A 26,671-nucleotide genomic window follows, 5' to 3' on the forward strand; every position below is an offset into this window, starting at 1 on the left:
TATAAAATAAAAACATAAAAACAATTAGGGGAGAGAGTAAAAATTATGACAACAAAAGTATATTATAACGGAGATGCAAATGATTTCGCTTTATCAAATAAAAAGGTAGCAGTTATCGGCTATGGTTCACAAGGGCATGCACATACATTAAATATGCGTGAAAGTGGAGTAGATGTAATCGTTGGTTTAAGACCAGGTAAATCTTGGGATCAAGCGAAAAATGATGGTTTAGCAGTTTATTCAGTAAAAGAAGCAGTTGAGCAAGCAGATGTAGTAATGGTTCTTTTACCAGATGAATATCAACCGAAAGTGTATAAAGAAGAAATCGAGCCAGGATTAAAACCAGGTAACTCATTAGTTTTTGCACATGGATTCAATATTCACTTCAATCAGATCGTTCCACCAGATTTCGTAGATGTTTTCTTAGTAGCACCAAAAGGACCTGGACACTTAGTACGTCGTACATTTGTTGAAGGCGCTGGTGTACCTGCATTATTTGCAATCTATCAAGATGTTTCCGGGAATGCAAAAGAAGTAGCTTTAGCTTATGGAAAAGCAATTGGTTCTGGTCGTGCAGGGATCTTAGAAACTACGTTCAAAGAAGAAACTGAAACAGATCTATTCGGAGAGCAAGCGGTACTTTGCGGAGGATTAACTGCTCTAGTAAAAGCAGGATTTGAAACATTAGTAGAAGCAGGATATCAACCAGAGGTTGCATACTTCGAGTGTTTACATGAGTTGAAATTAATCGTTGACCTTATGTATGAAGGTGGAATGGCTGAAATGCGCTATTCAATCTCGGATACAGCACAATGGGGTGACTTTGTAACAGGACCAAGAATCGTTGATGATCGTGTGAAAGCTGAAATGAAAGAAGTATTAAAAGATATTCAAGATGGTAAATTCGCTAAAGGTTGGATTTTAGAAAACCAAGCAAACCGTCCAGAATTCACTGCAATCAATAACCGTGAAAATGCACACCAAATTGAAGAGGTTGGAAGAAAGCTTCGTGCAATGATGCCATTCGTTAAATCGAAGCAAAAGAAAGAAGTGGTGGGTGCTAGTGCGAAAAATTAATATCTTTGATACGACGTTACGAGATGGAGAACAGTCAGCAGGTGTCAATTTAAATCTTCATGAGAAGCTTGAAATTGCGAGACAGTTAGAACGTCTAAACGTAGATATTATTGAAGCCGGTTTTCCAGCTGCTTCAAAAGGTGATTTTGAATCAGTAAAGCAAGTGTCCAATATCATTCAAAATGCATCTGTTGTAGGTCTAGCGAGAGCCAAGCAAAGTGACATTGATGCAGTGTGGGAGGCTGTGAAGGGTGGGGTAAGTCCTCGCCTTCACACCTTTATCGCCACATCACCGATTCATATGAAATATAAGCTAAAACAAACACCAGAAGAAGTCATTGAGACGGCAGTCGCTTCTGTAAAATATGGCGCAAAGTTTTTTCCAACGATTCAATGGTCTGCAGAAGATGCGTGTCGTTCCGATTTTGATTTCTTAGTAAAAATTATTACGAAAGTCATTGATGCTGGTGCGACCGTTATCAACCTACCGGATACAGTAGGTTATATCAATCCAAAAGAATATGGAGCAATGTTTGCTTATATTCAAGAACATGTTCCAAATATTCATAAAGCAATTCTTTCAGCACATTGCCATGATGATTTAGGAATGGCTGTTTCAAACTCATTAGCAGCGATTGAAAATGGCGTTACTCAAATTGAAGGGACCATTAACGGAATTGGTGAACGTGCCGGTAATGCTTCAATTGAGGAAGTAGCGGTTGCACTTCATATTCGCCAAGACTATTACAATGCAAATACACGCTTAAAGCTTGATGAAATAAAAAGAACAAGTGATTTAGTGAGTAAACTTACAGGTATGGTGATCCCACCGAATAAAGCTGTTGTTGGTAAAAATGCATTTGCTCATGAATCAGGCATCCATCAGGATGGAGTTCTGAAGGAAAAAACAACGTATGAAATCATTTCTCCAGAGCTTGTTGGGGTTAAGTCCAACTCAATGGTACTTGGTAAGCACTCAGGTCGACATGCATTTAGAACACACTTAGTCGAGATGGGATATCAGTTAGACGATGAAGTGGTAAATCGTTTATTTACATTATTTAAAGAACTGGCTGATAAAAAGAAAGAAATTACAGATGAAGATCTTACAGCTTTATTAGTAGAACAACAGCTTTCTAATGATGAAGATTACTATACTCTTACTGCACTTCAAGTTCAATATGGAACAAATCAAATCCCTACTGCTACCATCACGTTAACTACTCGTGATGGAGATGAGATCCAAGAGGCTGCTACGGGAGCGGGAAGTGTTGAAGCATTATACAATACATTGGAACGTTGTATAGCTTCTCCAATCGTCTTAGAGGATTATAGAATTCAATCTGTTGGTGCGGGACGCGATGCACTTGCTCAAGTGTATGTGAAGATTCAGCTTGATGGGATCGTTTCTAGTGGCCGCGGTACCGCACAAGACGTGCTTGAGGCGTCTGCTAAAGCGTACCTAAATGCGGTAAATCGAGTCGTTAGTATAAAGAATGGTAATCATGAAAAAGTTAGTATATAAATTGGAGCTTGCTCATGGTCCTTCGTGTTTACTATTAAAACTAGTAAATCAACACGAAGGACATTCTTAACAAGTTAAATTGTTATATTTTTCAAAATACAAAAAGGAGGGCGTAAAAAATGAAAAAAAACATTGCTGTGCTTAGTGGTGATGGTGTTGGGAAAGAAGTAAGTAAGGGTGCAATTGAAATCCTAAAGGCAGTTGGTCAACAATTCGGACATGAATTTCATTTTCAGCATGGATTAATTGGCGGTGAAGCGATTGATCTTGAAGGCACACCATTGCCAAACGAAACAATTGAACTATGCAAACAGAGCGATGCGGTTTTATTGGGCGCTGTTGGAGGACCGAAATGGGACCAAAATCCAGCATATTTACGTCCAGAAAAAGGCCTATTACAAATCCGCAAAGCGTTAAACCTGTTTGCAAACATTCGACCAGTTACAACCTACAATGCATTAACTGATATCTCGCCATTGAAACAAGAAATCATCGAAAATGTAGATTTTGTTATCGTACGAGAGTTAACAGGAGGTCTATATTTCGGAAAGCCGACTGGACGTTCAATCGAAAATGGTGAAGAAACTGCAGTAGATACACTTGTATATAAACGTTCAGAGGTTGAGCGAATCATTGAGAAAGCTTTTGAAATGGCACAAACTCGTAAAAAGAAAGTAACTTCTGTAGACAAAGCAAACGTATTGGAATCAAGTCGAATGTGGCGTGAAGTAGCTGAAGAAGTTTCTAAAAAATACCCAGAGGTCGAATTAGAGCATATGTTAGTCGATAATGCTGCCATGCAGCTTATCCGAAACCCGAGACAGTTTGATGTGATTGTAACAGAGAATATGTTTGGTGACATTCTTAGTGATGAAGCATCAATGCTAACTGGGTCAATGGGAATGCTACAGTCTGCTAGCTTATCGAGCGAAGGACCTTCACTATATGAACCAATTCATGGATCTGCACCAGATATTGCTGGTAAAAATATTGCAAATCCAATCGCAATGATCTTATCAGCTGCGATGATGCTAAGACTTTCCTTTGGTCTGGAAGCTGAAGCAAAGGCGATTGAAAATGCGGTAGATCAAGTCATCTCAGCGGGACATCGTACTGCAGACATTCAAAGGTCTGGAAGAAAACCAGTCCAAACAAATGAAATCATTGACCACATTAAATCAGCACTTGTAGAAGATGGTGCGATTTCTAGTATTATGTCAGCCTATGCTTAAGCTTCTACTATCCAAAAACAAGATACTTTAATTCATAGAAACTAAGAATTACCAAATTATACCGACGATTCTTTTTGGGACTCCAATTTTGCACTAGGGTGAATGAAAATGTTTACTCTTCAGTGTGGAATGAGCGGAGAGACTCCTGCGGGATCTAGCGGTCTCGTGAGACCCCGCAGGAGCCCTCAAGGCGACGAGGAGGCTCAAGGGCCGCCCCGCGGAAAGCAGGTGGATCGCAGCTCATGGAACTCTGTTAACTAAGTTATTTTCAGGGTGGAAATCATCGGAAGGAAGGGGGAATTGAAGTGGGAAAAACAATTATAGAGAAAATATGGGAAAATCATATCATTAATAGAGAAGAGGGCAAACCGGACCTCTTATATATTGACTTACATCTTGTCCATGAAGTAACTTCACCGCAAGCGTTTGAAGGACTTCGTTTAAAAGGACGTAAAGTGAGAAGACCAGATTTAACCTATGCAACAATGGATCATAATGTGCCAACATTAAATCGTTTTGTAATCCAAGATGAAATTGCCTCCAAACAAATGACTACACTAGAAAAGAACTGTCAGAACTTTGGAATTACACTTGCAGACTTAAACAGTCCTGAACAAGGAATTGTCCATGTCATTGGACCAGAATTAGGATTAACATCTCCAGGGAAAACAATTGTTTGCGGCGATAGCCATACATCAACACACGGCGCGTTTGGTGCCCTTGCCTTCGGAATTGGTACAAGTGAGGTTGAGCATGTGCTAGCTACCCAAACACTGTGGCAGCAACGTCCAAAAACCCTTCAGGTTGATATTTCTGGCAAACTAGCAAAAGGCGTATCAGCTAAGGATGTAATTTTATCAGTCATCCGTAAATATGGAATCAATTTCGGAACGGGCTATATTATCGAATTCACTGGTAATGTTATTCGAAACATGTCAATGGAAGAGAGAATGACAGTTTGTAATATGTCAATTGAAGCAGGTGCAAAAGCCGGCTTAATTAGTCCAGACGAAACAACTTTCTCTTATCTAAAAGGAAGAAAATACAGTCCACAAGGTAGTAGCTTTGAGGATGCAGTAGAAAAATGGGCGGCATTAGCGACTGATGAGAATGCAACTTATGACAAAGTTGTACATCTGAGTGCAGAAGAGATTTTACCAACAGTCACATGGGGGACAAATCCTTCAATGAGTATTACAATTGATGATTCAATCCCAACGCCTGAAGATTTTCAAGCAGAAGTTGATAAAAAAGCGGCTGTACGCGCCTATGAATATATGGGCTTAACCCCAGGAACTCCAATCAGTGAAGTTGCAGTGCAACATGTGTTCATTGGGTCCTGTACAAATTCACGTATCAGTGACTTAAGAGAAGCTGCTGAGATCGTGAAAGGTAAAAAGGTATCAACAAACGTTCGTGCCATGGTTGTACCAGGCTCACAGCAGGTTAAAAAGCAAGCAGAAGAAGAAGGCTTATCGGATATTTTTATAGAAGCAGGATTTGAATGGCGTGATGCAGGTTGCAGTATGTGCTTAAGTATGAATCCAGATGTAGTGCCACCAGGCGAACGTTGTGCTTCGACATCTAACCGTAACTTCGAAGGAAGACAAGGTAAAGGGGCCAGAACACACCTTGTGAGTCCGGCAATGGCAGCTGCAGCAGCTTTATATGGAAGATTTGTAGATGTTCGTAAATTAGAAGAAGCTTCTGTCTAGTAAGGAGGGAAAACTATGGAACAATTTGTTATTCACACTGGAAAGGTTGCGGGTTTGGATCGAGTAAATGTCGATACTGACCAAATCATCCCTAAACAATTTTTAAAAAGAATTGAAAGAACAGGGTTTGGGCGATTTTTGTTTTATGATTGGCGTTACCGTGATGACGAAACTCTTAATCCTGATTTCGAGTTGAACTTACCTGAAAATCAAGGTGCTTCTATTTTAGTTGCCAATGAAAACTTTGGTTGTGGATCATCAAGGGAGCATGCTCCATGGGCATTAGGTGACTTTGGCTTTAAAGTCATTATTGCACCAAACTTCGCTGATATTTTCTATAATAACTGTTTGAAAAATGGCATGTTGCCACTATATCTTGATAAAGCAGATGTTGAATATTTATTAGAGCAATCTAAAGCAGCTGATTATGAGTGCACAATTAATCTGAAAGAACAAACTATTTCCGATAATAAAGAATTTGTTAGATCTTTTGAAATTGATCATCACTGGAAAGAAATGCTTGTTAACGGTTGGGATGAAATTGATCTTACATTAGCTTATGAAGAAAAAATTGATCAGTATGAAAAGAAGACTGTTCAGGTATAAACAGAGCCCGTGATTTTGGAGATCACGGGTTTTTAATTGTTGTTAGATAGAGAAGATTGGTTGGAGATTCTGGATATTTTGGGAGAAGTTGTGGAAAGGGGCTTTAGCATACTTGCTGGCTCTAACATATGAGGTTGGCTGATTCCCTTACTAGGTAAAAATGAAGCTAGAAGGGAACGAAAGGTAGTGACAGATTCCCTTACTAGGTAAAAATGAAGCGAGAAGGGAACGAAAGGTAGTCACAGAAGTCAAGTCCATAATATTGTGTAAAATACTAATACAATGTTTTCAACTGTTTTCAAGGTTTGGGGTTAGGTCTCCCCTTACATTTTTTTTTGCGAAAGCTTCCATGATTTTTCTTTTGCATATCCAGGAGAGGCTGTCAAAGGCCTTTCACTTTGATAGCCTCTCCTGGATATGCCATAATACCATAATTGGAAGTTTCGGTAAAAATACTATAGGGACTTCTTCCGGGAGTATGCATTCTCTTGATATTCCATTAAGACTGCACCTACTAAACGAAAAGCAGACTGTGTATTCGGAAATATCCTAATGACTCTTTCTCTTCTTCGTACTTCTTGATTTAAACGTTCAAGAGAATTGGTACTTCTCAGATAACATCGCATACCTTCGGGATGATTCATATACTGAATGGTATCTTCGAAACCTTCTTCAAAAATTTGAAGAGCCTTCTCATACTTTGGGATATCTCCATATTGACTCATTAGTTCATTTTTAAAAGTACGAATATCCTCGATCGTAATTGCTTCAAACACTCGTTTTATCATCTTACGAATATCAGCAGAGTCTTTCTTTGGCAGCTTGTTAATAATATTTCGTTTAAAATGTACATAACACCTTTGCCAGCTAGTACCTATAAATTCACGTTGTATTGCCTTCTGTAACCCTTTATGTGCATCTGAAATAACAAGTTTTGGGGATTGAAGCCCACGCGATTTCAGCTGTTGAATAAAGCGACTCCAACTCTCAAAATCTTCAACATGATCCACACTTAAACCTAAAACTTCACGCTTGTTTTTATCCGTAATCGCTGTAGCAATATAAACTGCTTTGGAGACGATTTTATGATGTTCCCGAACTTTTATATACATTGCATCAACAAAAAGATAAGGGAAATATCTAGTGTTTAAAGGTCGTTTAGCCCAATCATTAACAATTGGATCAAGTTTTTGAGTAAGTGACGAAACAAATGACTTTGAGACAGTTTCGCCACAAAGTTGTTCTACAATTTGAGTGACCTTGCGAGTTGATACACCATTAATAACCATCTCCAACATAGAGATTACTAGAGCTTGATCACAACGGGCGTATTTCTCAAATACTGAGGTTGAAAATTCACCATTACGAGTTCTTGGTACCTTAAGCGTGACTTTACCAACATTCAAGAGTAACTCACGTTCATAATAACCATTGCGATAATCACGTCGATCAGCGGACCGCTCATAGGCAGCTACGTTTAAATAGTCATCTCTCTCTTTTTCCATGACATTATTTAATACCAAAACAATCGCAGATTTGATAACTGCTTCAATATCAGAATTTATAACGGATTCTTTTAAATTTTCCAAATCTAGGGTAAACTGTAATTGGGTCATTATTATTCCTCTTTTCTAATGTTTATCGTCGTTGAAAACATTGTAGCCAAGAGTGAATAAAATGAACCCTTTTTCTTTTTACACAATTATACGGACTTAATCAGTCACAGATTCCCTTACTAGGCAAAAATGAGGTGCAAAGGGAACGAAAGGTAGTCACAGATTCCCTTACTAGGCAAAAATGAGGTGCAAAGGGAACGAAAGGTAGTCACAGATTCCCTTACTAGGTAAAAATGAAGCGAGAAGGGAACGAAAGGTAGTCACAGATTCCCTTACTAGGCAAAAATGAAGTGCAAAGGGAACGAAAGGTAGTGTTAGATTCCCTTATTAGGCTAAAATAAAGCGCAAGGGAATCAAAGCAGCTACTTGACCGAATACTAAGTCACAAACGCATCAGAGTCGACCTAATTCATATTGTAATAGTAGGATAATAGTAGGAAGTCACCACACTGACCCATCTTCTAATCCACGCTATTGTATTATCACACGTAGATTGCTAAACTGAAATGAAGACAGAAGTATGGAGTTGAACTAACTCAATGGAAAATAACGATAAAAATAAAGTACTTCAGTTTCCGAAACTGAAGGAAAGGCTGATTGAAAAAGGTTTACATTCTCTGAAGAGTAAGAACTATAAAGAAGCCTTGTCATTATTACTGCAAGCTCAGGATCTTGCAGGAGAGCATGATGAAATAGATTTAGGGATCGTACTTTGTTTGTTAGAATTAGGGGAGCTTGAAGAAGCCAAGTCAAGATGTAAATTAATGCTTCAACAGGATATCGGTGACTATTTTAATGTGTTACAGGTATACTTAACGATTTTAATTCAGCTTGGGCAATATAAGGATGTTAAAGATACAATTGAAGCAGTACTAGAAGAGGACCAAATTCCATCACAATTTGCTGAGAGTTTTTATCAACTGTTAGAACTTAGTCGGAAAATGATTACCGCTTCTGACCAAGAATATCAAATGGATGATGAAGATGAACAGTTTGAAGAAAATTATACACTCTCTGAACGAATTCAAGATGTTCTCATTCATCAGGCAGATCGAAACAACCAAGCTGCATTTGTGCATTCGATTAAGGAGTATAGTATACATAAATATGTAGAGCTCTTAAAACCATTTTTAACAGACCCTGCTAAAGATCCTATGATTAAGACGTTACTATTACAAATCATGATGGAACAAAACGTTCAAGAAGAAATTACTGTTGAAAAATTGGGAGAGACAATTCAAATTGTTCCAGCACAGATTGAGGATTTGCTTACAGATGAATTTTCAATAGAAGTTTTGGGTCACCTTGAAAATGGATTAGGGAATGAAAATCCAACATTATATGAAGTGGCAAAGGAACTTTGGATGAGGGTTTTATTCATCTTATTTCCATTTGTACCGAAAGACCAAAAACCGATTATTTGGGCTGCAGCTCTCCATTTATACGGCTATGAACTACACGGGATTGAAATAGAAAATAGTGAATTAGAGGATATGTACGGCGTGAATGTCTTTCAATTGAAACAAGCGATTGATCGAATACAAAAGATAGAGGAAATCTCTTATTTATATGACTAGTAGTTTCTTCCAATCCACTAGTATCAATACATAATCCCGTGAATTCTTGATTTTTTACACATTCTAGCTGTTGAAAGCTTAAAATTGTGTGTTATAATGTAGTGGTTGTAAAATGCTTGTTAGATTAAAATAAATACTACATAAGCATGAAACATGACAGTATAAACAGATAATGACTTGTTAATAATTGACAAATACCAGTCTATAAGAATATTGGATTTTACAAATACATAGCATTTCGTTATCTTAAAACTAAAAGTGAAAATTTTTTTTCACATATTTGATGTTGGAGGGAAACATACATGTCTGCAAAATGGGAAAAGTTAGAAGGCAATCAAGGTGTTCTAACAATAGAAGTAGATGCGGAAAAAGTCAACGAAGGTCTTGACGCTGCATTTAAAAAAGTTGTAACACAAGTTAATATTCCAGGATTCCGTAAAGGTAAGGTTCCTCGTGGAATGTTCGAAAAACGTTTTGGTGTAGAAGCACTTTATCAAGATGCTTTGGATATTTTATTACCTGAAGCATATGCTAGTGCAATTCAAGAAACTGGAATTGAGCCAGTTGATCGTCCTGAAGTAGATGTTGAACAAATCGAAAAAGGCAAAAGCTTAATTTTCACTGCAAAGGTTACTGTAAAGCCTGAAGTGAAATTAGGTGATTACAAAGGTCTAGAAGTTGAAGTTTTAGATGCAACAGTAACTGACGAAGATATTGATGCAGAACTAAAGCAACTTCAAGAGAAAAATGCTGAACTAGTTGTTAAAGAAGAAGGAACTGTTGAAAATGGTGATACAGTTGTACTTGATTTCGAAGGATTCGTTGATGGCGAAGCATTCGAAGGTGGTCAAGCTGATAACTATTCATTAGAAGTAGGTTCAGGTTCTTTCATTCCTGGATTTGAAGAGCAACTTATTGGATTAAGCAATGGAGATGAAAAGGATGTAGAAGTTTCATTCCCTGAAGAATACCATGCTGAAAACTTAGCAGGTAAGCCAGCTACATTCAAAGTGAAAATTCATGAAATCAAAGCAAAAGAGCTTCCACAATTAGATGATGAGTTCGCTAAAGATGTGGATGAAGAAGTTGAAACATTAGAAGAATTAAAAGCTAAAACTAGAGCTCGTTTAGAAGAGACGAAGAAAAATGATTCAGAAAACCAATTGAAAGATACATTAATTGAAAAAGCATCTGAAAATGCTGAAATTGATGTACCACAAGCAATGGTTGATACAGAATTAGATCGTATGCTAAAAGAGTTCGAACAACGTTTACAAATGCAAGGTATGAACCTTGACTTATACTTCCAATTCTCAGGTCAAGATGAGTCTGCATTACGCGGCCAAATGGCTGAAGATGCAGCTAAGCGTGTCCGTGTGAACTTAACTTTAGAAGCAATCGCAAATGCTGAAAACTTAGTTGCTTCTGATGAAGAGGTTAATGCTGAGCTTGAGAAAATGGCTGAAATGTACCAAACTCCAGTTGAACAGATTAAAACAATGATCGGTGGAGCAGAAGGTCTTAAAGAAGACTTGAAAATCAGAAAAGCAATCGATTTTCTTGTAGAAAACAGCAAAAGTATTGCATAATAGAAGTATATAGAATAAGGCGCGATTTTCATCGTGCCTTGTTTTGTACCTAAAATTTAATTAATAATCAGCCTTGTCTACCGATATACATATATTAATCAGCATCAATCTTGTTTTAATCTTTAATTAATGGGAATGATAGAAGTAGGGCATGCTTTTTTCGTTCAATTAAAAAACTACATAATTGTTTGACAAGACTTATTTGATTTACATAATTCGCCTAAGGGTTTATATTACCTGTCTTTTGGGAATCTGTGGTACAATGCAGTACATAACTAGCTGATTATTAATTTGTAGGGAGAGCCACTCTTTTTTAGCAAATAGTGCTAAAGCAAGAGATTAGATTTAGAAAGAGAAGAATGATAAGGGGTGACATAATGTTTAAATTTAACGATGAAAAAGGACAATTGAAATGTTCTTTTTGTGGTAAAACACAAGATCAAGTCCGTAAATTAGTAGCAGGGCCTGGTGTTTATATATGCGACGAGTGTATTGAGCTTTGTACTGAAATCGTTGAAGAAGAACTGGGAACAGAGGAAGAAGTAGAATTTAAAGACGTTCCTAAGCCAAAGGAAATTAGAGAAATACTGGATGAGTATGTAATTGGTCAAGATTCTGCTAAGAAATCATTATCAGTTGCTGTTTACAACCATTACAAGCGTATAAATTCAAACAGTAAAATAGATGATGTAGAACTATCAAAAAGTAATATTGTAATGATCGGCCCTACTGGAAGTGGTAAAACATTACTTGCTCAAACCTTAGCTAGAATATTAAATGTGCCATTTGCAATTGCAGACGCAACTTCTTTAACTGAAGCTGGATATGTTGGTGAAGATGTTGAGAATATCTTGCTTAAATTAATTCAAGCTGCAGATTATGATGTTGAAAAAGCAGAAAAAGGAATCATTTACATTGATGAAATTGACAAGGTTGCTCGTAAATCGGAAAACCCATCAATTACAAGAGATGTATCAGGCGAAGGTGTACAGCAAGCATTACTAAAAATTCTTGAAGGAACAGTGGCTAGTGTTCCACCACAAGGTGGCAGAAAGCACCCACATCAAGAGTTCATTCAAATTGATACAACGAATATTTTATTTGTCGTTGGTGGAGCGTTTGACGGAATTGAACAAATCGTTAAGCGTCGCTTAGGTAAAAAAGTCATTGGTTTCGGTTCTGATACTAAGCAAGAGGATCTTACTCAAAAAGAGTTACTTTCAAAGGCGTTACCGGAAGATCTATTAAAATTTGGCTTAATTCCAGAGTTTATTGGTCGTTTACCAGTCATTGCAAGCCTTGAGCCACTTGATGAAGAAGCATTAGTTGAGATCTTAACAAAACCTAAAAATGCCCTTGTTAAGCAATATCAAAAGATGCTTGAATTAGACGAAGTTGAATTAGACTTTGAAGATGGAGCACTATTAGAAATTGCGAAAAAAGCAATTGAACGAAAAACTGGAGCGCGTGGTTTACGCTCAATTATCGAATCAATCATGCTTGATGTGATGTTTGATCTACCATCAAGAGATGATATTAAAAAATGTATCATTACACCGGAAACTGTTTCAGAGTCAAGATCACCTAAGCTTGTTCTTGAAGACGGTACAGTTGTTCAAGGTGATGACGAAGAAAAAACATCAGCTTAATATGAATGTGCAAAACCCGAAAGGTGAACTATTAAACCTTTCGGGTTTTTTATATAAATAGTTGAATGATCTTTTGTGTCTAACGGATTGCTTAAAGTACTACCCTGAAAATAACTTAGGTTGTGGAGTTCCATGTGCTTGCTTTCCGCGGGGTGGTCCGGGAGCCTCCTCGTCGCCTTGGGGGCTCCTGCGGGGTCTTCCGAGACCACTAAATCCCGCAGGAGTCAAGTGGCTCTCCGCACATTCCACACTGTGGTGTAGCAATTTTCATTCGTCAAGTGCGAATTAAATTAGCCTGGATGTCTACCTAGATTAATCATTCATCCAAGTCTACTTCCCCTAACTTGTCGCTAATAAGGTGGAGCCTCTGAATTCTCCTAATACCGAGTAAATATGCCTTCAATTCATGTTAATTCAAGATTCTCCTTTTTTTCTGTTTATTACATCTCTCGGCAGGAGATACTAGCTATAAGACGCATCTATCATCATATTCGCCGATAGGAAGATACATAGCAAGAGAAAAAAAGAGAGAGAATAAGGTTTCCTTTTATCCATAAATTTTTACAGGGAACTATTGATTACAACTAGAGTGCAGGAGGTATTTTATGAGTTGGACAGGAATCGCTTTGTTTGTACAGCTGTTTTTTGGGATTATCATTGGGCTTTATTTTTGGAATTTACTTAAAAATCAACGGACACAGAAGGTCTCAATTGATAAAGAATCGCGAAAAGAAATGGAACAGTTGCGCAAAATGAGAGCAATCTCTTTAACAGAACCTCTAGCAGAAAAAGTTAGACCGACAAGTTTTAATGACATCGTGGGCCAAGAGGATGGAATAAAATCATTAAAGGCTGCCCTATGTGGACCAAATCCACAGCATGTGATTATTTATGGACCGCCTGGTGTAGGAAAAACAGCCGCTGCTAGATTAGTACTAGAAGAAGCAAAAAGAAATGCAAAATCCCCATTTAAAAATTCAGCAGTATTTGTAGAATTAGATGCAACAACAGCAAGATTTGATGAAAGAGGAATTGCTGATCCGCTTATTGGATCAGTTCATGACCCTATTTATCAGGGTGCTGGAGCTATGGGACAAGCAGGTATTCCACAGCCTAAACAAGGAGCAGTAACACATGCTCATGGTGGAGTATTATTTATTGATGAAATTGGTGAGCTTCATCCGATTCAGATGAACAAGATGCTAAAAGTGTTAGAGGATCGCAAAGTATTTTTGGAAAGTGCTTATTATAGTGAAGAAAATGCACAAATTCCAACCCATATTCATGATATCTTTAAAAATGGATTACCGGCAGACTTTCGCTTAATTGGAGCGACCACTAGAACTCCAAATGAATTACCACCAGCTATTCGATCAAGATGCTTGGAAGTGTTTTTTAGAGAGCTAGATAAAGATGAGCTAGCAAAAGTTGTTCGAAATGCTCTTGATAAAGTAGGAATGACTGCTACAGAAAAAGGAGTCATGATGTTAGCAGAGTATTGTCGAAATGGTCGAGAAGTAGTCAACATGGTTCAAATTGCAGCCGGCCTTGCAATATCAGAGGATCGAACTTTAATTAAGGATGATGACATTGAATGGGTAATCCATTCAAGTCAACTATCTCCTAGAAATGATAAGAAAATTAATGAACAACCCAAAATTGGTCTTGTGAATGGCTTAGCGGTGTATGGACCTAATACTGGTTCCTTACTTGAAATTGAAGTAACGGTTATTCCTGCAATAGAAAAAGGGTCAATTAATATTACAGGAATTGTTGAAGAAGAAAGTATTGGAGACCGAAGCAAGTCAGTGCGTAGAAAAAGTATGGCTAAAGGATCAATAGAAAATGTGATCACAGTCCTTCGCTCAATGGGTGTTCCTGCTGGAGACTTTGATATTCATGTCAACTTCCCTGGAGGAATTCCTGTAGATGGACCTTCTGCTGGTATTGCGATGGCAACAGGGATCTACTCAGCTATAAATAAACTACCTGTAAGTAATATGATTGCCATGACTGGTGAAATCAGTATTCATGGTCAAGTAAAACCAATCGGTGGAGTTGTCGCAAAAGTGAAGGCTGCTAAGCAAGCAGGTGTACAACGGGTAATCATTCCAAAAGAAAATATGCAAAACATCTTGCGAGAGATTGAGGGCATTGAGATTATTCCTGTCACACATCTTGAACAAGTATTTGATATTGCATTAGCGCCAGTTAACAATGTGGAACATATTACGGATGAGTCTATACCAGCGTCTGCTGACTTATCTGCAAAAGAGTCTGTCTAACTATTGAGGAGGGAAGGGCGTACCCTTCCCTTTTATTTTTTATATGCATAAGAATTATGAGAATTAATGAGAAGCCTGGCCCTTAGGTTCCTCTTAATAGACACGTTATAGTAAATAAGATAGAATGATACAAAGTCATTTTTTTAAAAAGGCTCTTTTTGGAAAGCTTGTTGCTAATGAACCTATTTTCGGACAGGTTATACTATTTCACTAGATGTTATGGTTATCTTTAGGAAGAAAAGATGCCACTCTACTCAGTTCATAGTGATTTACTAGACCTTTAAAAGCAACAAAGTATACGAAAACAGCCTTAAGTAATGACTCTTTTCTGGATGTTTGTTACTAATTACCCTATATTAAAATTGGATATGGAATTATATTAATAGGCTATTTTTACGAAGCTATGGAGTATGTTCGCTTTTGGTAGTAAATTTTATCGGGATATAGCCCATAAAAATTATAATATAGAGTAAGATATAACGTATAAGAGTAATTATATTAATGGAATTTTGAGGTGTTTGCATGAAAATTGACAATGAGATCATTGTTCCTCTTTTACCACTTCGAGGGTTATTGGTATATCCAACGATGGTATTACATTTAGATGTGGGACGAGATAAATCGGTTCAAGCGTTGGAAAAAGCAATGGTGGAAGACCATATTATTTTTCTAACTACCCAAACAGATGTATCTGTCGATGACCCGATGTTAGAGGATATCTATAAGGTTGGGACAGTAACAAAGGTCAAACAGATGCTTAAACTACCGAATGGCACAATTAGAGTGTTAGTTGAAGGCTTAGTGAGAGCAGAAATCGCTGAATTATACAATGAAGATACATACTTAACGGTTAAGGTAAAAACCTTTGAGGATGAAACTGATAAGGATGTTGAAAGTGAAGCTTTAATGAGAACAATGCTTGAATATTTTGAGCAATACATAAAGATCTCAAAGAAAATTTCAACCGAAACCTATTCAAGCGTAACTGATATTGAAGAGCCAGGAAGAATGGCTGATATTATAGCGTCACATCTACCTTTAAAATTAAAGGAAAAGCAAGAAATACTAGAAACACTAGATGTGAAAGAACGTGTGAATAAAATTATTGAGATTATCAATAACGAAAAAGAAGTGTTAACTCTTGAGAAAAAAATTGGTCAACGTGTAAAACGCTCGATGGAAAGAACTCAGAAAGAATACTACCTTCGTGAGCAAATGAAGGCGATTCAAAAAGAGCTAGGTGATAAAGAGGGTAAGACAGGCGAAGTCACCACATTAAAAGAGAAAATTGAAGCTGCTGGGATGCCAGAAAATGTGGGGAAAATTGCTTTAAAGGAATTGGAGCGATACGAAAAAATTCCACAAACGTCTGCTGAAAGTGCGGTTATACGTAATTACATTGAATGGTTACTTGCTTTACCTTGGACAAAAGCAACTGTAGATCAGCTAGATATTCATCATGCGGAAGATGTGCTTGAAAAGGATCACTATGGTTTAGAAAAAGTAAAAGAACGTGTCCTTGAATACTTGGCGGTTCAACAATTAACACAGTCACTAAAAGGACCCATCCTTTGCTTAGCGGGACCTCCTGGAGTTGGTAAAACCTCGTTAGCAAAATCCATTGCTAAATCATTAGGTAGAAATTTTGTCCGTATTTCACTTGGTGGAGTTAGGGATGAATCGGAAATTAGAGGGCACCGAAGAACCTATGTTGGAGCAATGCCTGGCCGTATCATTCAGGGAATGAAGAAAGCTAATACAATCAATCCTGTTTTTCTGCTGGATGAAATTGATAAAATGTCTAGTGATTTCAGAGGAGATCCTTCTGCAGCAATGCTAGAGGTATTGGATCCTGAACAAAATAGTACGTTTAGCGATCATTTCATTGAAGAGCCTTATAATCTTTCAAAGGTTATGTTTATTGCTACGGCAAACAATCTGGGAACCATTCCTGGACCATTGTTAGATCGTATGGAGATTATCACCATCGCTGGGTATACGGAGCTTGAGAAAATCCATATTGCCAAAGACCATCTTCTTCAAAAACAAATTGAAGAGCATGGCTTACAAAAAGGAAAGCTCCAAATGCGTGACGAAGCGATTCAAGGTTTAATACGTCATTACACTCGTGAGGCAGGTGTTCGTGGTCTTGAGCGACAATTGGCAACAATCTGTCGAAAAGCTGCAAAAATCATTGTATCTGAAGATAGAAAGCGGATTGTGGTTACTGAGAAAAACTTAGAAGAGTTCTTAGGAAAATCAAAATTCCGCTATGGCCAAGCTGAGCTTGAAGACCAAGTCGGAGTTTCAACAGGTCTTGCATATACTGCATTCGGTGGCGATACGTTATCCATTGAAGTGGCTTTAGCACCTGGTAAAGGGAAATTAGTTTTAACAGGAAAGCTTGGAGATGTGATGAAGGAATCTGCTCAAGCAGCATTCAGCTATGTTCGTTCAAAAGCAGTAGAGCTTAAGATCGATCCTGAATTCCATGAGAAAAATGATATCCATATCCATGTTCCAGAAGGCGCTGTTCCGAAGGATGGTCCATCTGCCGGTATTACGATTGCGACAGCATTAATATCAGCATTAACTGGTCGGGCAGTACGTAAGGAAGTGGGAATGACAGGCGAGATCACACTAAGAGGAAGAGTTCTTCCGATTGGTGGGTTAAAAGAAAAGTCTTTAAGTGCACATCGTGCAGGTCTTAAGAAGATTATATGTCCAAAAGAGAACGAGAAAGATATAGATGACATTCCAGAAAGTGTTCGTAATGATCTTCAATTTGTTACCGTATCTCACCTGGATGAAGTACTAGAACATGCATTAGTAGGTGGGACAGAATGAAAGTAAATACAGCTGAAATAGTCATAAGTGCGGTAAAACCAGAGCAGTACCCTGACACTGATTTCCCAGAATTCGCGTTAGCTGGGAGATCAAATGTTGGTAAATCCTCTTTTATTAATAAAATGATTGCTCGCAAAGCTTTAGCCCGCACATCATCAAAACCAGGAAAAACCCAAACATTGAATTTCTTTTTAATCAATGAAGCAATCTTCTTTGTGGACGTACCTGGTTATGGCTATGCAAAGGTTTCAAAAACGGAACGCGCAGCATGGGGGAAGATGATTGAAACATATCTAACAAGACGAGAACAGCTCAGAGCAGTTGTTCAAATTGTTGACCTGCGTCATCCTCCAACAAATGATGATATTATGATGTATGACTTTGTAAAACATTACAATATTCCAGTCATCATTATCGCAACCAAAGCTGACAAAATTCCTAAAGGGAAATGGGATAAACATCTGAAAGTGGTAAAAGAAACACTTGAATTAGATCCTAATGATCAAATTGTATTATTTTCGTCAGAAACAGGCTTGGGGAAAGATAAGGCTTGGGCAGCAATGCAGAGTTTTATGTAAGTGTAGTGAAAGCTATCAAGGGGAGACTCTTGGTAGCTTTATTTTTTGCGGGATAATGAAGGATAACCCCAGTATTACTTAGGTGGAAGAGTTGCACTCGCTCCGAACCACTCGCGGGATACCGCGGGCGGGACGGTGAGCCTCCTCGTCGCAGGCTCCTGCGGGGGCTCACTTTGCCCCGTGCATCCCGCAGGAGTCGAGTGGCTCTCCGCTCATTCCACATTGAGTGTGGAAATTCCATTTTAATTACCACTTCTTATAAGCACAAGAGTATAAAAGGGAACTATACTAAATCCTAAATGGTTATTTCAAACATGGAATATTTTACTTCTTCTTAACAAATAATAGATAAAATCCAACACCTATTAAGATAATCGGCCAATACTTAATCACAGCACCAACAAAACTACCTAAACTACTTACATAACTGATAAAAGAAGTATAATTTAAAATTAAAAGTGCAATTGCAAGTAATAAGAAGCCTTGCCCATGATCAGCTTTTGTTTTAAGTGATCTTAAAATGAAGCCAACTGCAACAATCAGCACTAGCATGCCGCGGTGCTCCGGCCAAATAGGAAGGCTATTTAATTCGTGAAAATGAAAGCCAAACCCTGTTAATATAACTCCAGGTAAAATATGACTATCATCATTCAAACTATAAGCTTGTACAAGTAAGGTAATCCCGATAATCATTGCCATTGTGCCCCAAGAAAATATGCCAGGGAACAAGGCTATGTTTAAATGCTGCAATAAAAAATATGTACCAAACCCAATTAAAATCATTCCAGGAAAAATACTATGTTTCTTCAACTTACTATACCTCCAATTAAAATAGTAAAGCTATATCTTAAAAATAACTTAGGGTGGAAGAGTTGCATTCGCTGCGATCCACTCGCTTTCCGCGGGGCGGGCATGAGCCTCCTCGTCGCAAGGGCTGCTCCTGCAGGGTCTCACGTCAACTGCATATCCCGCAGGAGTCGAGTGGCTCTCCGCTCATTTCACAATGAGTATGAAAACTTTTTATCCATTACGCTGCAAATACTCATTCACATGATGGGTCTACCTATAAAGTATTGCTATCTTTTACTATAGCCAACTGAGGAAATTCTCATTAGAAAGACTACTGATCTTCTCCTAAAAGAGTTGTTTAACTCAAATTTAGAAAGTCCAAGGATAACGAAAATAGCTAATAGTAAAGAATACTTGAATAACCTCACGTTTTTTGGTATTGTACTCTTTGTAAGTTTAACAGGAGACGGGCTATTTTTGATATATTTTAATCGATATTTTAATCTTATTATACGGATTCACATTCTGTTCACAATTATTTTGATTGATAAAACGGAGACATGTTATAATACCAATAGGATTTCTTATGATTAAATCCCTTTTTAGGGTTTATACTATATAGCTGTTGTTTAACTAATAAAAAAATTTTGGGGGTGTCATCGAATGCATGTCATAGTTGTCGGATTAAATTATAAAACTGCCCCTGTAGAAATACGAGAGAGATTATCTTTTAATACGACTGATCTAGCAGATGCGATGAAACAGCTCAAAAATAAGAAAAGTATTTTAGAGAATATCATCATATCAACATGTAATCGTACAGAGATTTATGCGGTTGTTGATCAGTTGCATACAGGACGTCACTTTATAAAAGCATTTCTATCAGAGTGGTTTAATATTGAGAAGGAAGAGTTTACTCCATTCCTTAACATATATGAAAACGATGGTGCAATTGAGCATTTATTTAATGTAACGTGTGGTTTGAACTCGATGGTAGTTGGAGAAACACAGATTCTTGGTCAGGTTCGTTCTAGCTTCTTGTTAGCTCAAGAGGAAAATACGATTGGGACAGTTTTTAATCAGCTGTTCAAACAATCAATCACTTTAGCTAAGCGTGCACATGCTGAAACGGATATTGGTGCAAATGCGGTATCTGTTAGTTATGCTGCGGTTGAGCTTGCTAAAAAGATTTTTGGTAGTCTTGCTAATAAGCATGTTCTTATTCTTGGTGCAGGTAAAATGGGTGAACTTGCAGCACAAAACCTTTACGGAAATGGCGTAAAGCAAGTGACTGTGATGAACCGTACATTTGAAAAAGCCCAAGATTTAGCGAAAAAGTTTGATGGTGCTGCCAAACCACTTCAAGAGCTTCAATGTGCATTAATGGAAGCTGATATTATGATTAGCTCAACTGGTGCAAAAGGGTATGTAATTACGAAGGAAATGATGACACATGTGGAACGCATGAGAAAAGGTCGCCCATTGTTTATGGTAGACATTGCCGTTCCTCGTGATTTAGATCCAGCACTTGCTGAATTAGATACTGTGTTCTTATATGATATTGATGATTTAGAAGGCATTGTAGAAGCAAATATGCAAGAGCGCAAGAAGGCCGCTGAAAGTATTGAAATCATGATTGAAGCTGAAATCGTTGAGTTTAAGCAATGGCTTGGAACACTGGGTGTCGTGCCTGTGATTTCTGCTCTACGCAAAAAGGCGTTAGCTGTTCAAGCCGAAACGATGGAAAGCATTGAGCGCAAAATGCCTAACTTAACAGATCGTGAGAAAAAGCTATTAAACAAACACACAAAGAGTATTATTAATCAGTTATTACGTGATCCGATTTTACGTGTGAAAGAACTTGCGGCAGATCAAAATGCAGATGAAACACTAGATCTCTTCATGAAGATATTTGATATTGAAGAGGCGGTAGAAACTGAACGAGAAACACAAACGCAACGAAAAGATGTTGTTGAACGTGGGCTTAACAGAATAAATGAGCCTTCTCTTCAGTCATAGGAGAATAGTCTAAATGGAGATAAATCTTACAAGGCTGCATGAATTAACAGTTATTTTATATGCATTAAGTGTACTTTTATATTTTATAGATTTTCTTCATAACAACCGGAAGGCAAATACCGCGGCCTTCTGGTTACTTGCATTTGTATGGCTTTTACAAACCTCGTTTCTGGCATTTAGAATATTTGAAACAGGCAGATTCCCAGTTCTTAGTTTATTAGAGGGATTATACTTTTTTGCCTGGGTTTTAATTACACTTTCGTTGGTTATTAATAAATTATTACGTGTAGATTTTACAGTGTTTTTCACAAATGTGATTGGCTTCTCGATTATGTCGATACACACCTTTGCACCTGAGCAACATGGTGGGTCCTCGGTAGAGGCAGGCCAACTCGTCTCTGAACTTCTGATGATTCATATTACGATGGCAATCTTATCTTATGGCGCTTTTTCACTATCATTTGTTTTTTCAATACTATATATCATTCAATTTAATCTATTAAAAAAGAAAAAGTGGGGCAAACGTCTATTACGACTTGGAGATTTGTCTAAGCTTGATCACATGTCATATGTATTAAATGTAATTGGAGTACCGATGCTGTTACTATCACTTGTCTTAGGGATTCTTTGGGCGTACATTTCACTTAGTACGTTTCATTGGTATGATGCTAAGGTACTAGGATCATTTACTGTCTTACTTGTGTATAGCTATTATTTATATAAAAAAGTTGTCATTGGACTTCAAGGCAAATCAATAGCATTATGGAATATAGGCTCTTTTTTAATTTTACTTATAAACTTTTTTCTATTTGGAAGCTTATCGCGCTTTCATTTTTGGAATTCATAGCAGGAGGATATTATGCGAAAAATTATCGTTGGCTCAAGAAGAAGTAAGCTTGCACTTACACAAACTAACTGGGTGATTCAACAGCTTAAGAATTTGGGTGCACCTTTTGAGTTTGAAGTCAAGGAAATCGTAACAAAAGGAGATCAAATCCTTGATGTTACCCTTTCCAAAGTTGGTGGAAAAGGATTGTTCGTAAAGGAAATTGAACAAGCGATGTTAAATAAAGAAATTGATATGGCTGTCCATAGTATGAAGGATATGCCAGCAGTACTTCCAGAAGGTCTTACGATTGGATGTATCCCAAAGCGTGAAGATCATCGTGATGTAATTATTTCAAAGGACCATGTTCCGTTTAGCGAGCTGAAGAGTGGCTCTGTAGTTGGTACAAGTAGCTTAAGAAGAAGTGCACAGCTTTTAGCGATTCGTCCTGATCTTGAGATTAAGTGGATTCGTGGAAATATCGATACAAGGCTTGCTAAGCTTGAAAATGAAGACTATGATGCCATTGTATTAGCAGCAGCCGGTTTGGCTCGTATGGGCTGGTCTAAGGACGTTGTGACCGACTATTTAGAAGCAGACGTGTGTTTACCAGCTGTTGGACAGGGTGCTTTGTCAATTGAATGTCGTAAAGATGATCAAGATTTACTAGATGCACTAGCACTATTAAATGATGATACAACCTCAAAAACAGTAACAGCAGAACGTGCATTTCTTCATAAAATGGAAGGCGGTTGTCAAGTACCGATTGCTGGCTACGCTGAACTAGAAAATGATAATGTTACACTAACTGTTTTAGTAGGCTCTCCTGATGGAAAAACGATTTATAAGGAGCTAGTCCGTGGAACAGATGCGATGAAAGTAGGTCATGAAGCAGCTACTAAGCTATCTGAGCAAGGTGCGAAGGACTTAATTGATCGTGTAAAACAGGAGCTTGATCAGTAATGAATCATAATCTACCTCTTTTAGGAAAGAAAATACTAGTTACTAGAGGTAAGGACCAAGCGAAAGAGTTTTCTTTGAAAATTAAAGAATTAGGAGGAACGCCGGTTGAAGTTCCTCTCATTTCTTTTCAATATCCAAGTAAGCTTGAAAAAATAAAAGAAACGATAAAAAGGCTCGATACATATGATTGGCTTATTTTCACAAGTGAAAATGGAGTTGAGTTTTTCTTTGAAGCATTAGGACACCAAAGTGTTTTACCAAAAATTGCGGTAATTGGATCGAAAACGAATGAAGCATTAAGCCAAAAGGGTTTTCAAGCTGATTTAATTCCATCTGATTTTGTAGCTGAAAGTCTCACACAGGCGTTCAAGCCACTTTTAAAAGAAGGCGAACGGTTTCTCTTGGCTAGAGGAAATCTATCAAGGTCACACATCCCGAATGAATTGAAGGAGCTTGGTGGAGTGGTAGATGACTTAGTCATTTATGAGAATTCCATGAATACGTCTGAAAAAGAAAAATTAATCTATTTACTTAAAGAAAATCAAGTGGATGTGCTCACTTTTACTAGTCCGTCAACCGTGACCAATTTTATTAAGCTTCTAGAAGGTCAGCCCTGGCGAGAATGGATTGACGATAAAGTGATAGCTGCTATCGGGCCAATCACAAAGTCAGCGCTACAAGAGGCAGGTATATTAGTACAGGTTTGTCCTACGACATATACCACAGATACGATGTTACAAGAGTTAGTCCTACTTTATCAAACCTAAGAGGAGGAAAATACATATGCAAGATTTACAGTTTAATCGTCACCGACGTCTTCGTCATTCAGCAAATTTACGCTCTATGGTTCGTGAAACGCATTTGAGTGTAAACGATCTTATCTATCCTATTTTTGTGGTTGAAGGTGAAAATGTACGAAATGAAGTAGCATCAATGCCTGGAGTATATCATCTATCATTGGATCTTTTAAATGATGAAATCAATGAGGTAGTGAATCTAGGAATTAAATCCGTAATTCTTTTTGGAGTGCCAGATCATAAGGACGAGCTAGGAACAGAAGCATACCATGATAATGGAATTGTTCAAAAAGCAACTCGCGCAGTAAAAAAACAGCACCCTGAGCTAGTAGTTATTGCTGATACATGTCTTTGCCAATACACTTCACATGGACATTGTGGAATTGTTGAGGAAGGACAAATCCTTAATGATCCAACATTAGATTTACTAGCAAGAACAGCCGTAAGCCAAGCGAAAGCAGGAGCAGATATTATTGCCCCTTCTAATATGATGGATGGCTTTGTTGCAGCCATTCGTGTTGGGTTAGATGAAGCTGGATTCAGCCATGTTCCAATCATGTCTTATGGAGTAAAATATTCATCTGCATTTTATGGCCCGTTCCGTGATGCAGCACATAGCACACCTCAATTCGGTGATCGTAAAGCATATCAAATGGATCCTGCCAATCGTCTTGAGGCACTCCGTGAAGCAGAAAGCGATCTTGCTGAAGGTGCTGACTTTATCATCGTGAAGCCAGCATTAGCTTATTTAGACATCATCAGAGATGTGAAAAACAACTATAATGTCCCTGTTGTTGCTTATAATGTAAGTGGAGAATATTCAATGGTAAAAGCGGCAGCTGCCAATGGTTGGATTAATGAAAAAGACATCGTGATGGAAAGTCTAACTGGTATGAAACGTGCCGGTGTTGACTTAATTATTACTTATTTTTCAAAAGATATTGCACGTTGGTTAGCAGAAGAAAAGTAACATTAATTTTAAAAAAGTTGAAAGGGGTAATTTGCGGTTAGAATGGGGTAGCTTATAAGAGTTAACACCTATTTTGCAATTATCTCTTTTTTTCATGAATACATACTAAACTATTTTGGGAAGGAATTGTGCCATATGAGAAGCTATCAAAAATCAACAGAAGCATTCGCAGAAGCAAAAAAAATCATGCCTGGAGGCGTAAATAGTCCAGTTCGTGCATTTAAATCAGTGAAGATGGATCCTATTTTTATGGAAAGAGGAAAAGGGTCTAAAATTTATGATATCGACGGCAATGAATACATCGATTATGTTCTTTCATGGGGGCCACTGATTCATGGCCATGCAGATGATCGTGTTGTAGAAGCGATTAAAAAGGTAACTGAATCGGGTACAAGCTTCGGAGCACCAACACTAATTGAAACAAAGCTTGCTGAGCTTGTGATTGAACGTGTTCCGTCGATTGAGGTCGTGAGAATGGTTAGCTCTGGTACAGAAGCAACGATGAGCGCATTACGCCTCGCACGTGGATATACGGGGCGTAACAAAATCATGAAATTTGAAGGTTGCTATCACGGACATGGTGATTCGTTATTAATTAAAGCAGGTTCAGGTGTGGCAACATTAGGTTTGCCAGACAGCCCTGGTGTTCCTGAAAGTGTCGCTCAAAATACAATTACAGTTCCTTATAATGATCTTGATAGTGTTAGATATGCATTTGAACAATATGGTGATGATTTAGCAGCAATTATTGTTGAGCCTGTCGCAGGAAATATGGGAGTGGTACCACCACAAGCTGGATTCTTAGAAGGACTTCGTGAGATTACATCACAATATGGAACATTACTGATTTTTGATGAAGTAATGACAGGGTTCCGTGTGGATTACAACTGTGCTCAAGGGTATTATGGTGTGACTCCTGATTTGACTTGCTTAGGAAAAGTAATTGGTGGAGGACTTCCAGTAGGTGCTTATGGTGGGAAAGCTGAAATCATGGAACGTATTGCCCCAAGTGGACCCATCTACCAAGCAGGAACTTTATCAGGTAATCCACTTGCTATGACAGCGGGTTATGAAACATTAATTCAATTAACTCCGGAGAGCTATGTTGAGTTCGGTAAAAAAGCAGATCGTCTCATTGAAGGCTTACGTGAGGGAGCGACTAAGTATGATATTCCACATACAATCAATCGCGCCGGCTCGATGGTTGGCTTCTTCTTTACAGGAGAAGAGGTAAAGAATTATGACCAAGCGAAAACATCAAATCTAGACTTTTTCGCTACATTCTATCGTGAAATGGCAGACCAAGGAATCTTCCTTCCACCATCACAATTTGAAGGATTGTTCTTATCAACTGCTCATACTGCGGAAGACATTGAGAAAACCATTGCCGCGGCGGAGGTTGCATTTTCGAGATTGCATGGGTAAAAGAATAGTTTTGCTGGTAAAAGATTAATTTAAATATGGAGCATATGCCAACAAAAAAGAATGCGAAATGCATTCTTTTTTGCTTTTTAAGCTGGGCTAGGTGGAAAAATTGATAAGCGCCGAAAAGTGGACAATAAAAGAACAAAATCGGCTAATAAAAGTGCCAAAGTGGCTAATACCAACGGTAAATTCGCCAATAACCTCGATAAGAGCAGGATCTGGAGAGGTTCTTTTTTGTGGGGTAATTGATGTTTTGAACTGAAATGATGGAAAAATTGATAATAACCGAAAAGTGGACAATAAAAAAACAAAAGTGGCTAATAAAAGTCCTAAAGTGGCAAATACCAACCGAAAGTTCGCCAATAAACTTGATAAGAGCAGGATTTGGAAAGGTTCTTTTTTGTGGGGTAACTGATGTTCTGAACTGGAATAGTGAAAAAACTGATAAAATCTCTAAATTGGACAATAAAAAAACAAAACCGGCTAATAAAAGTGCCAAAGTGGCTAATACCAACGGTGAATTCGCCAATAAACTCGATAAGAGCAGGATCTGGAAAGGTTCTTTTTTGTGAGGTAATTGATGTTT

20 protein-coding genes are annotated in these 26,671 nt (G+C 37.9%); 18 read left to right on the plus strand and 2 right to left on the minus strand.

Going from position 1 to position 26,671, the window contains the following annotated elements; genetic code table 11:
- Positions 1-45 precede the first annotated feature (45 nt).
- The 5 genes from ilvC (at position 46) to leuD (ending at position 6,155) form a co-directional block, all read left to right on the plus strand.
- On the plus strand, positions 46-1,077 hold the full coding sequence (gene ilvC / locus BK579_RS10375) for a ketol-acid reductoisomerase (protein WP_078545265.1): 1,032 nt from the start codon (positions 46-48) through the stop codon (positions 1,075-1,077).
- Positions 1,064-2,602, plus strand: a complete 1,539-nt coding sequence (locus tag BK579_RS10380; RefSeq protein ID WP_078545267.1) for a 2-isopropylmalate synthase — start codon at positions 1,064-1,066, stop codon at positions 2,600-2,602. The genes ilvC and BK579_RS10380 overlap by 14 nt, the downstream gene beginning before the upstream one ends.
- Positions 2,603-2,721: 119 nt before the next feature.
- Positions 2,722-3,834, plus strand: coding sequence for a 3-isopropylmalate dehydrogenase (gene leuB, locus BK579_RS10385; protein ID WP_078545269.1), 1,113 nt, complete (start codon positions 2,722-2,724; stop codon positions 3,832-3,834).
- A 299-nt stretch (positions 3,835-4,133) separates the two neighbouring features.
- On the plus strand, positions 4,134-5,549 hold the full coding sequence (leuC, locus tag BK579_RS10390) for a 3-isopropylmalate dehydratase large subunit (RefSeq protein ID WP_204524780.1): 1,416 nt from the start codon (positions 4,134-4,136) through the stop codon (positions 5,547-5,549).
- A 15-nt stretch (positions 5,550-5,564) separates the two neighbouring features.
- Positions 5,565-6,155, plus strand: a complete 591-nt coding sequence (leuD, locus tag BK579_RS10395) for a 3-isopropylmalate dehydratase small subunit (RefSeq protein WP_078545273.1) — start codon at positions 5,565-5,567, stop codon at positions 6,153-6,155.
- A gap of 455 nt (positions 6,156-6,610) precedes the next feature.
- Here the strand turns inward: leuD and BK579_RS10400 are convergent, their stop codons facing one another.
- Positions 6,611-7,771 carry an IS256 family transposase gene (locus tag BK579_RS10400; protein ID WP_078545275.1) on the minus strand — a complete coding sequence of 387 codons (1,161 nt, stop codon included), beginning with the start codon at positions 7,769-7,771 and terminating at the stop codon, positions 6,611-6,613.
- Between the two features lie 539 nt (positions 7,772-8,310).
- Here BK579_RS10400 and BK579_RS10405 point away from each other — a divergent pair.
- The 6 genes from BK579_RS10405 (at position 8,311) to yihA (ending at position 18,296) form a co-directional block, all read left to right on the plus strand.
- Positions 8,311-9,348 (plus strand): tetratricopeptide repeat protein, encoded by a 1,038-nt coding sequence (locus BK579_RS10405; RefSeq protein WP_078545277.1) that lies wholly within the window; start codon positions 8,311-8,313, stop codon positions 9,346-9,348.
- Between the two features lie 302 nt (positions 9,349-9,650).
- On the plus strand, positions 9,651-10,937 hold the full coding sequence (tig, locus tag BK579_RS10410) for a trigger factor (RefSeq protein ID WP_078545279.1): 1,287 nt from the start codon (positions 9,651-9,653) through the stop codon (positions 10,935-10,937).
- A gap of 377 nt (positions 10,938-11,314) precedes the next feature.
- Positions 11,315-12,586 (plus strand): ATP-dependent protease ATP-binding subunit ClpX, encoded by a 1,272-nt coding sequence (clpX, locus tag BK579_RS10415; RefSeq protein ID WP_078545281.1) that lies wholly within the window; start codon positions 11,315-11,317, stop codon positions 12,584-12,586.
- A 605-nt stretch (positions 12,587-13,191) separates the two neighbouring features.
- Complete coding sequence (lonB, locus tag BK579_RS10420; protein WP_078545284.1) at positions 13,192-14,871, plus strand: ATP-dependent protease LonB; 1,680 nt, start codon at positions 13,192-13,194, stop codon at positions 14,869-14,871.
- A gap of 522 nt (positions 14,872-15,393) precedes the next feature.
- Positions 15,394-17,718: an endopeptidase La gene (gene lon, locus BK579_RS10425; protein ID WP_078545286.1), complete on the plus strand. Its 2,325-nt coding sequence runs from the start codon at positions 15,394-15,396 to the stop codon at positions 17,716-17,718.
- Positions 17,715-18,296 carry a ribosome biogenesis GTP-binding protein YihA/YsxC gene (yihA, locus tag BK579_RS10430; RefSeq protein ID WP_078545287.1) on the plus strand — a complete coding sequence of 194 codons (582 nt, stop codon included), beginning with the start codon at positions 17,715-17,717 and terminating at the stop codon, positions 18,294-18,296. Before lon ends, yihA begins: the two co-directional genes overlap by 4 nt.
- A gap of 324 nt (positions 18,297-18,620) precedes the next feature.
- Here the strand turns inward: yihA and BK579_RS10435 are convergent, their stop codons facing one another.
- Positions 18,621-19,106 carry a hypothetical protein gene (locus BK579_RS10435; RefSeq protein ID WP_078545289.1) on the minus strand — a complete coding sequence of 162 codons (486 nt, stop codon included), beginning with the start codon at positions 19,104-19,106 and terminating at the stop codon, positions 18,621-18,623.
- A gap of 642 nt (positions 19,107-19,748) precedes the next feature.
- Between BK579_RS10435 and hemA the strand changes: the two genes are divergently transcribed.
- The 7 genes from hemA to BK579_RS10470 all read left to right on the plus strand — a co-directional run bounded on the left by hemA (position 19,749) and on the right by BK579_RS10470 (position 26,657).
- Positions 19,749-21,104, plus strand: a complete 1,356-nt coding sequence (hemA, locus tag BK579_RS10440; RefSeq protein ID WP_078545290.1) for a glutamyl-tRNA reductase — start codon at positions 19,749-19,751, stop codon at positions 21,102-21,104.
- A 13-nt stretch (positions 21,105-21,117) separates the two neighbouring features.
- A complete protein-coding gene (locus tag BK579_RS10445) occupies positions 21,118-21,951 on the plus strand; it encodes a cytochrome C assembly family protein (protein ID WP_078545292.1) in 834 nt (277 codons plus the stop codon).
- A gap of 12 nt (positions 21,952-21,963) precedes the next feature.
- Positions 21,964-22,893 carry a hydroxymethylbilane synthase gene (hemC, locus tag BK579_RS10450; RefSeq protein ID WP_078545294.1) on the plus strand — a complete coding sequence of 310 codons (930 nt, stop codon included), beginning with the start codon at positions 21,964-21,966 and terminating at the stop codon, positions 22,891-22,893.
- Entirely contained in the window at positions 22,893-23,660 is a 768-nt protein-coding gene (locus BK579_RS10455) for a uroporphyrinogen-III synthase (protein WP_078545295.1), read from the plus strand. The genes hemC and BK579_RS10455 overlap by 1 nt, the downstream gene beginning before the upstream one ends.
- A gap of 16 nt (positions 23,661-23,676) precedes the next feature.
- Entirely contained in the window at positions 23,677-24,660 is a 984-nt protein-coding gene (hemB, locus tag BK579_RS10460) for a porphobilinogen synthase (protein WP_078545297.1), read from the plus strand.
- Between the two features lie 135 nt (positions 24,661-24,795).
- Positions 24,796-26,085 (plus strand): glutamate-1-semialdehyde 2,1-aminomutase, encoded by a 1,290-nt coding sequence (gene hemL / locus BK579_RS10465; protein ID WP_078545298.1) that lies wholly within the window; start codon positions 24,796-24,798, stop codon positions 26,083-26,085.
- Positions 26,086-26,348: 263 nt separating this feature from the next.
- On the plus strand, positions 26,349-26,657 hold the full coding sequence (locus BK579_RS10470) for a hypothetical protein (RefSeq protein WP_078545300.1): 309 nt from the start codon (positions 26,349-26,351) through the stop codon (positions 26,655-26,657).
- The last annotated feature ends 14 nt before the right edge of the window (positions 26,658-26,671 follow it).

The organism is Litchfieldia alkalitelluris (assembly GCF_002019645.1).
In the GTDB taxonomy this organism is placed as follows: Bacteria; Bacillota; Bacilli; order Bacillales; family Bacillaceae_L; genus Litchfieldia; species Litchfieldia alkalitelluris.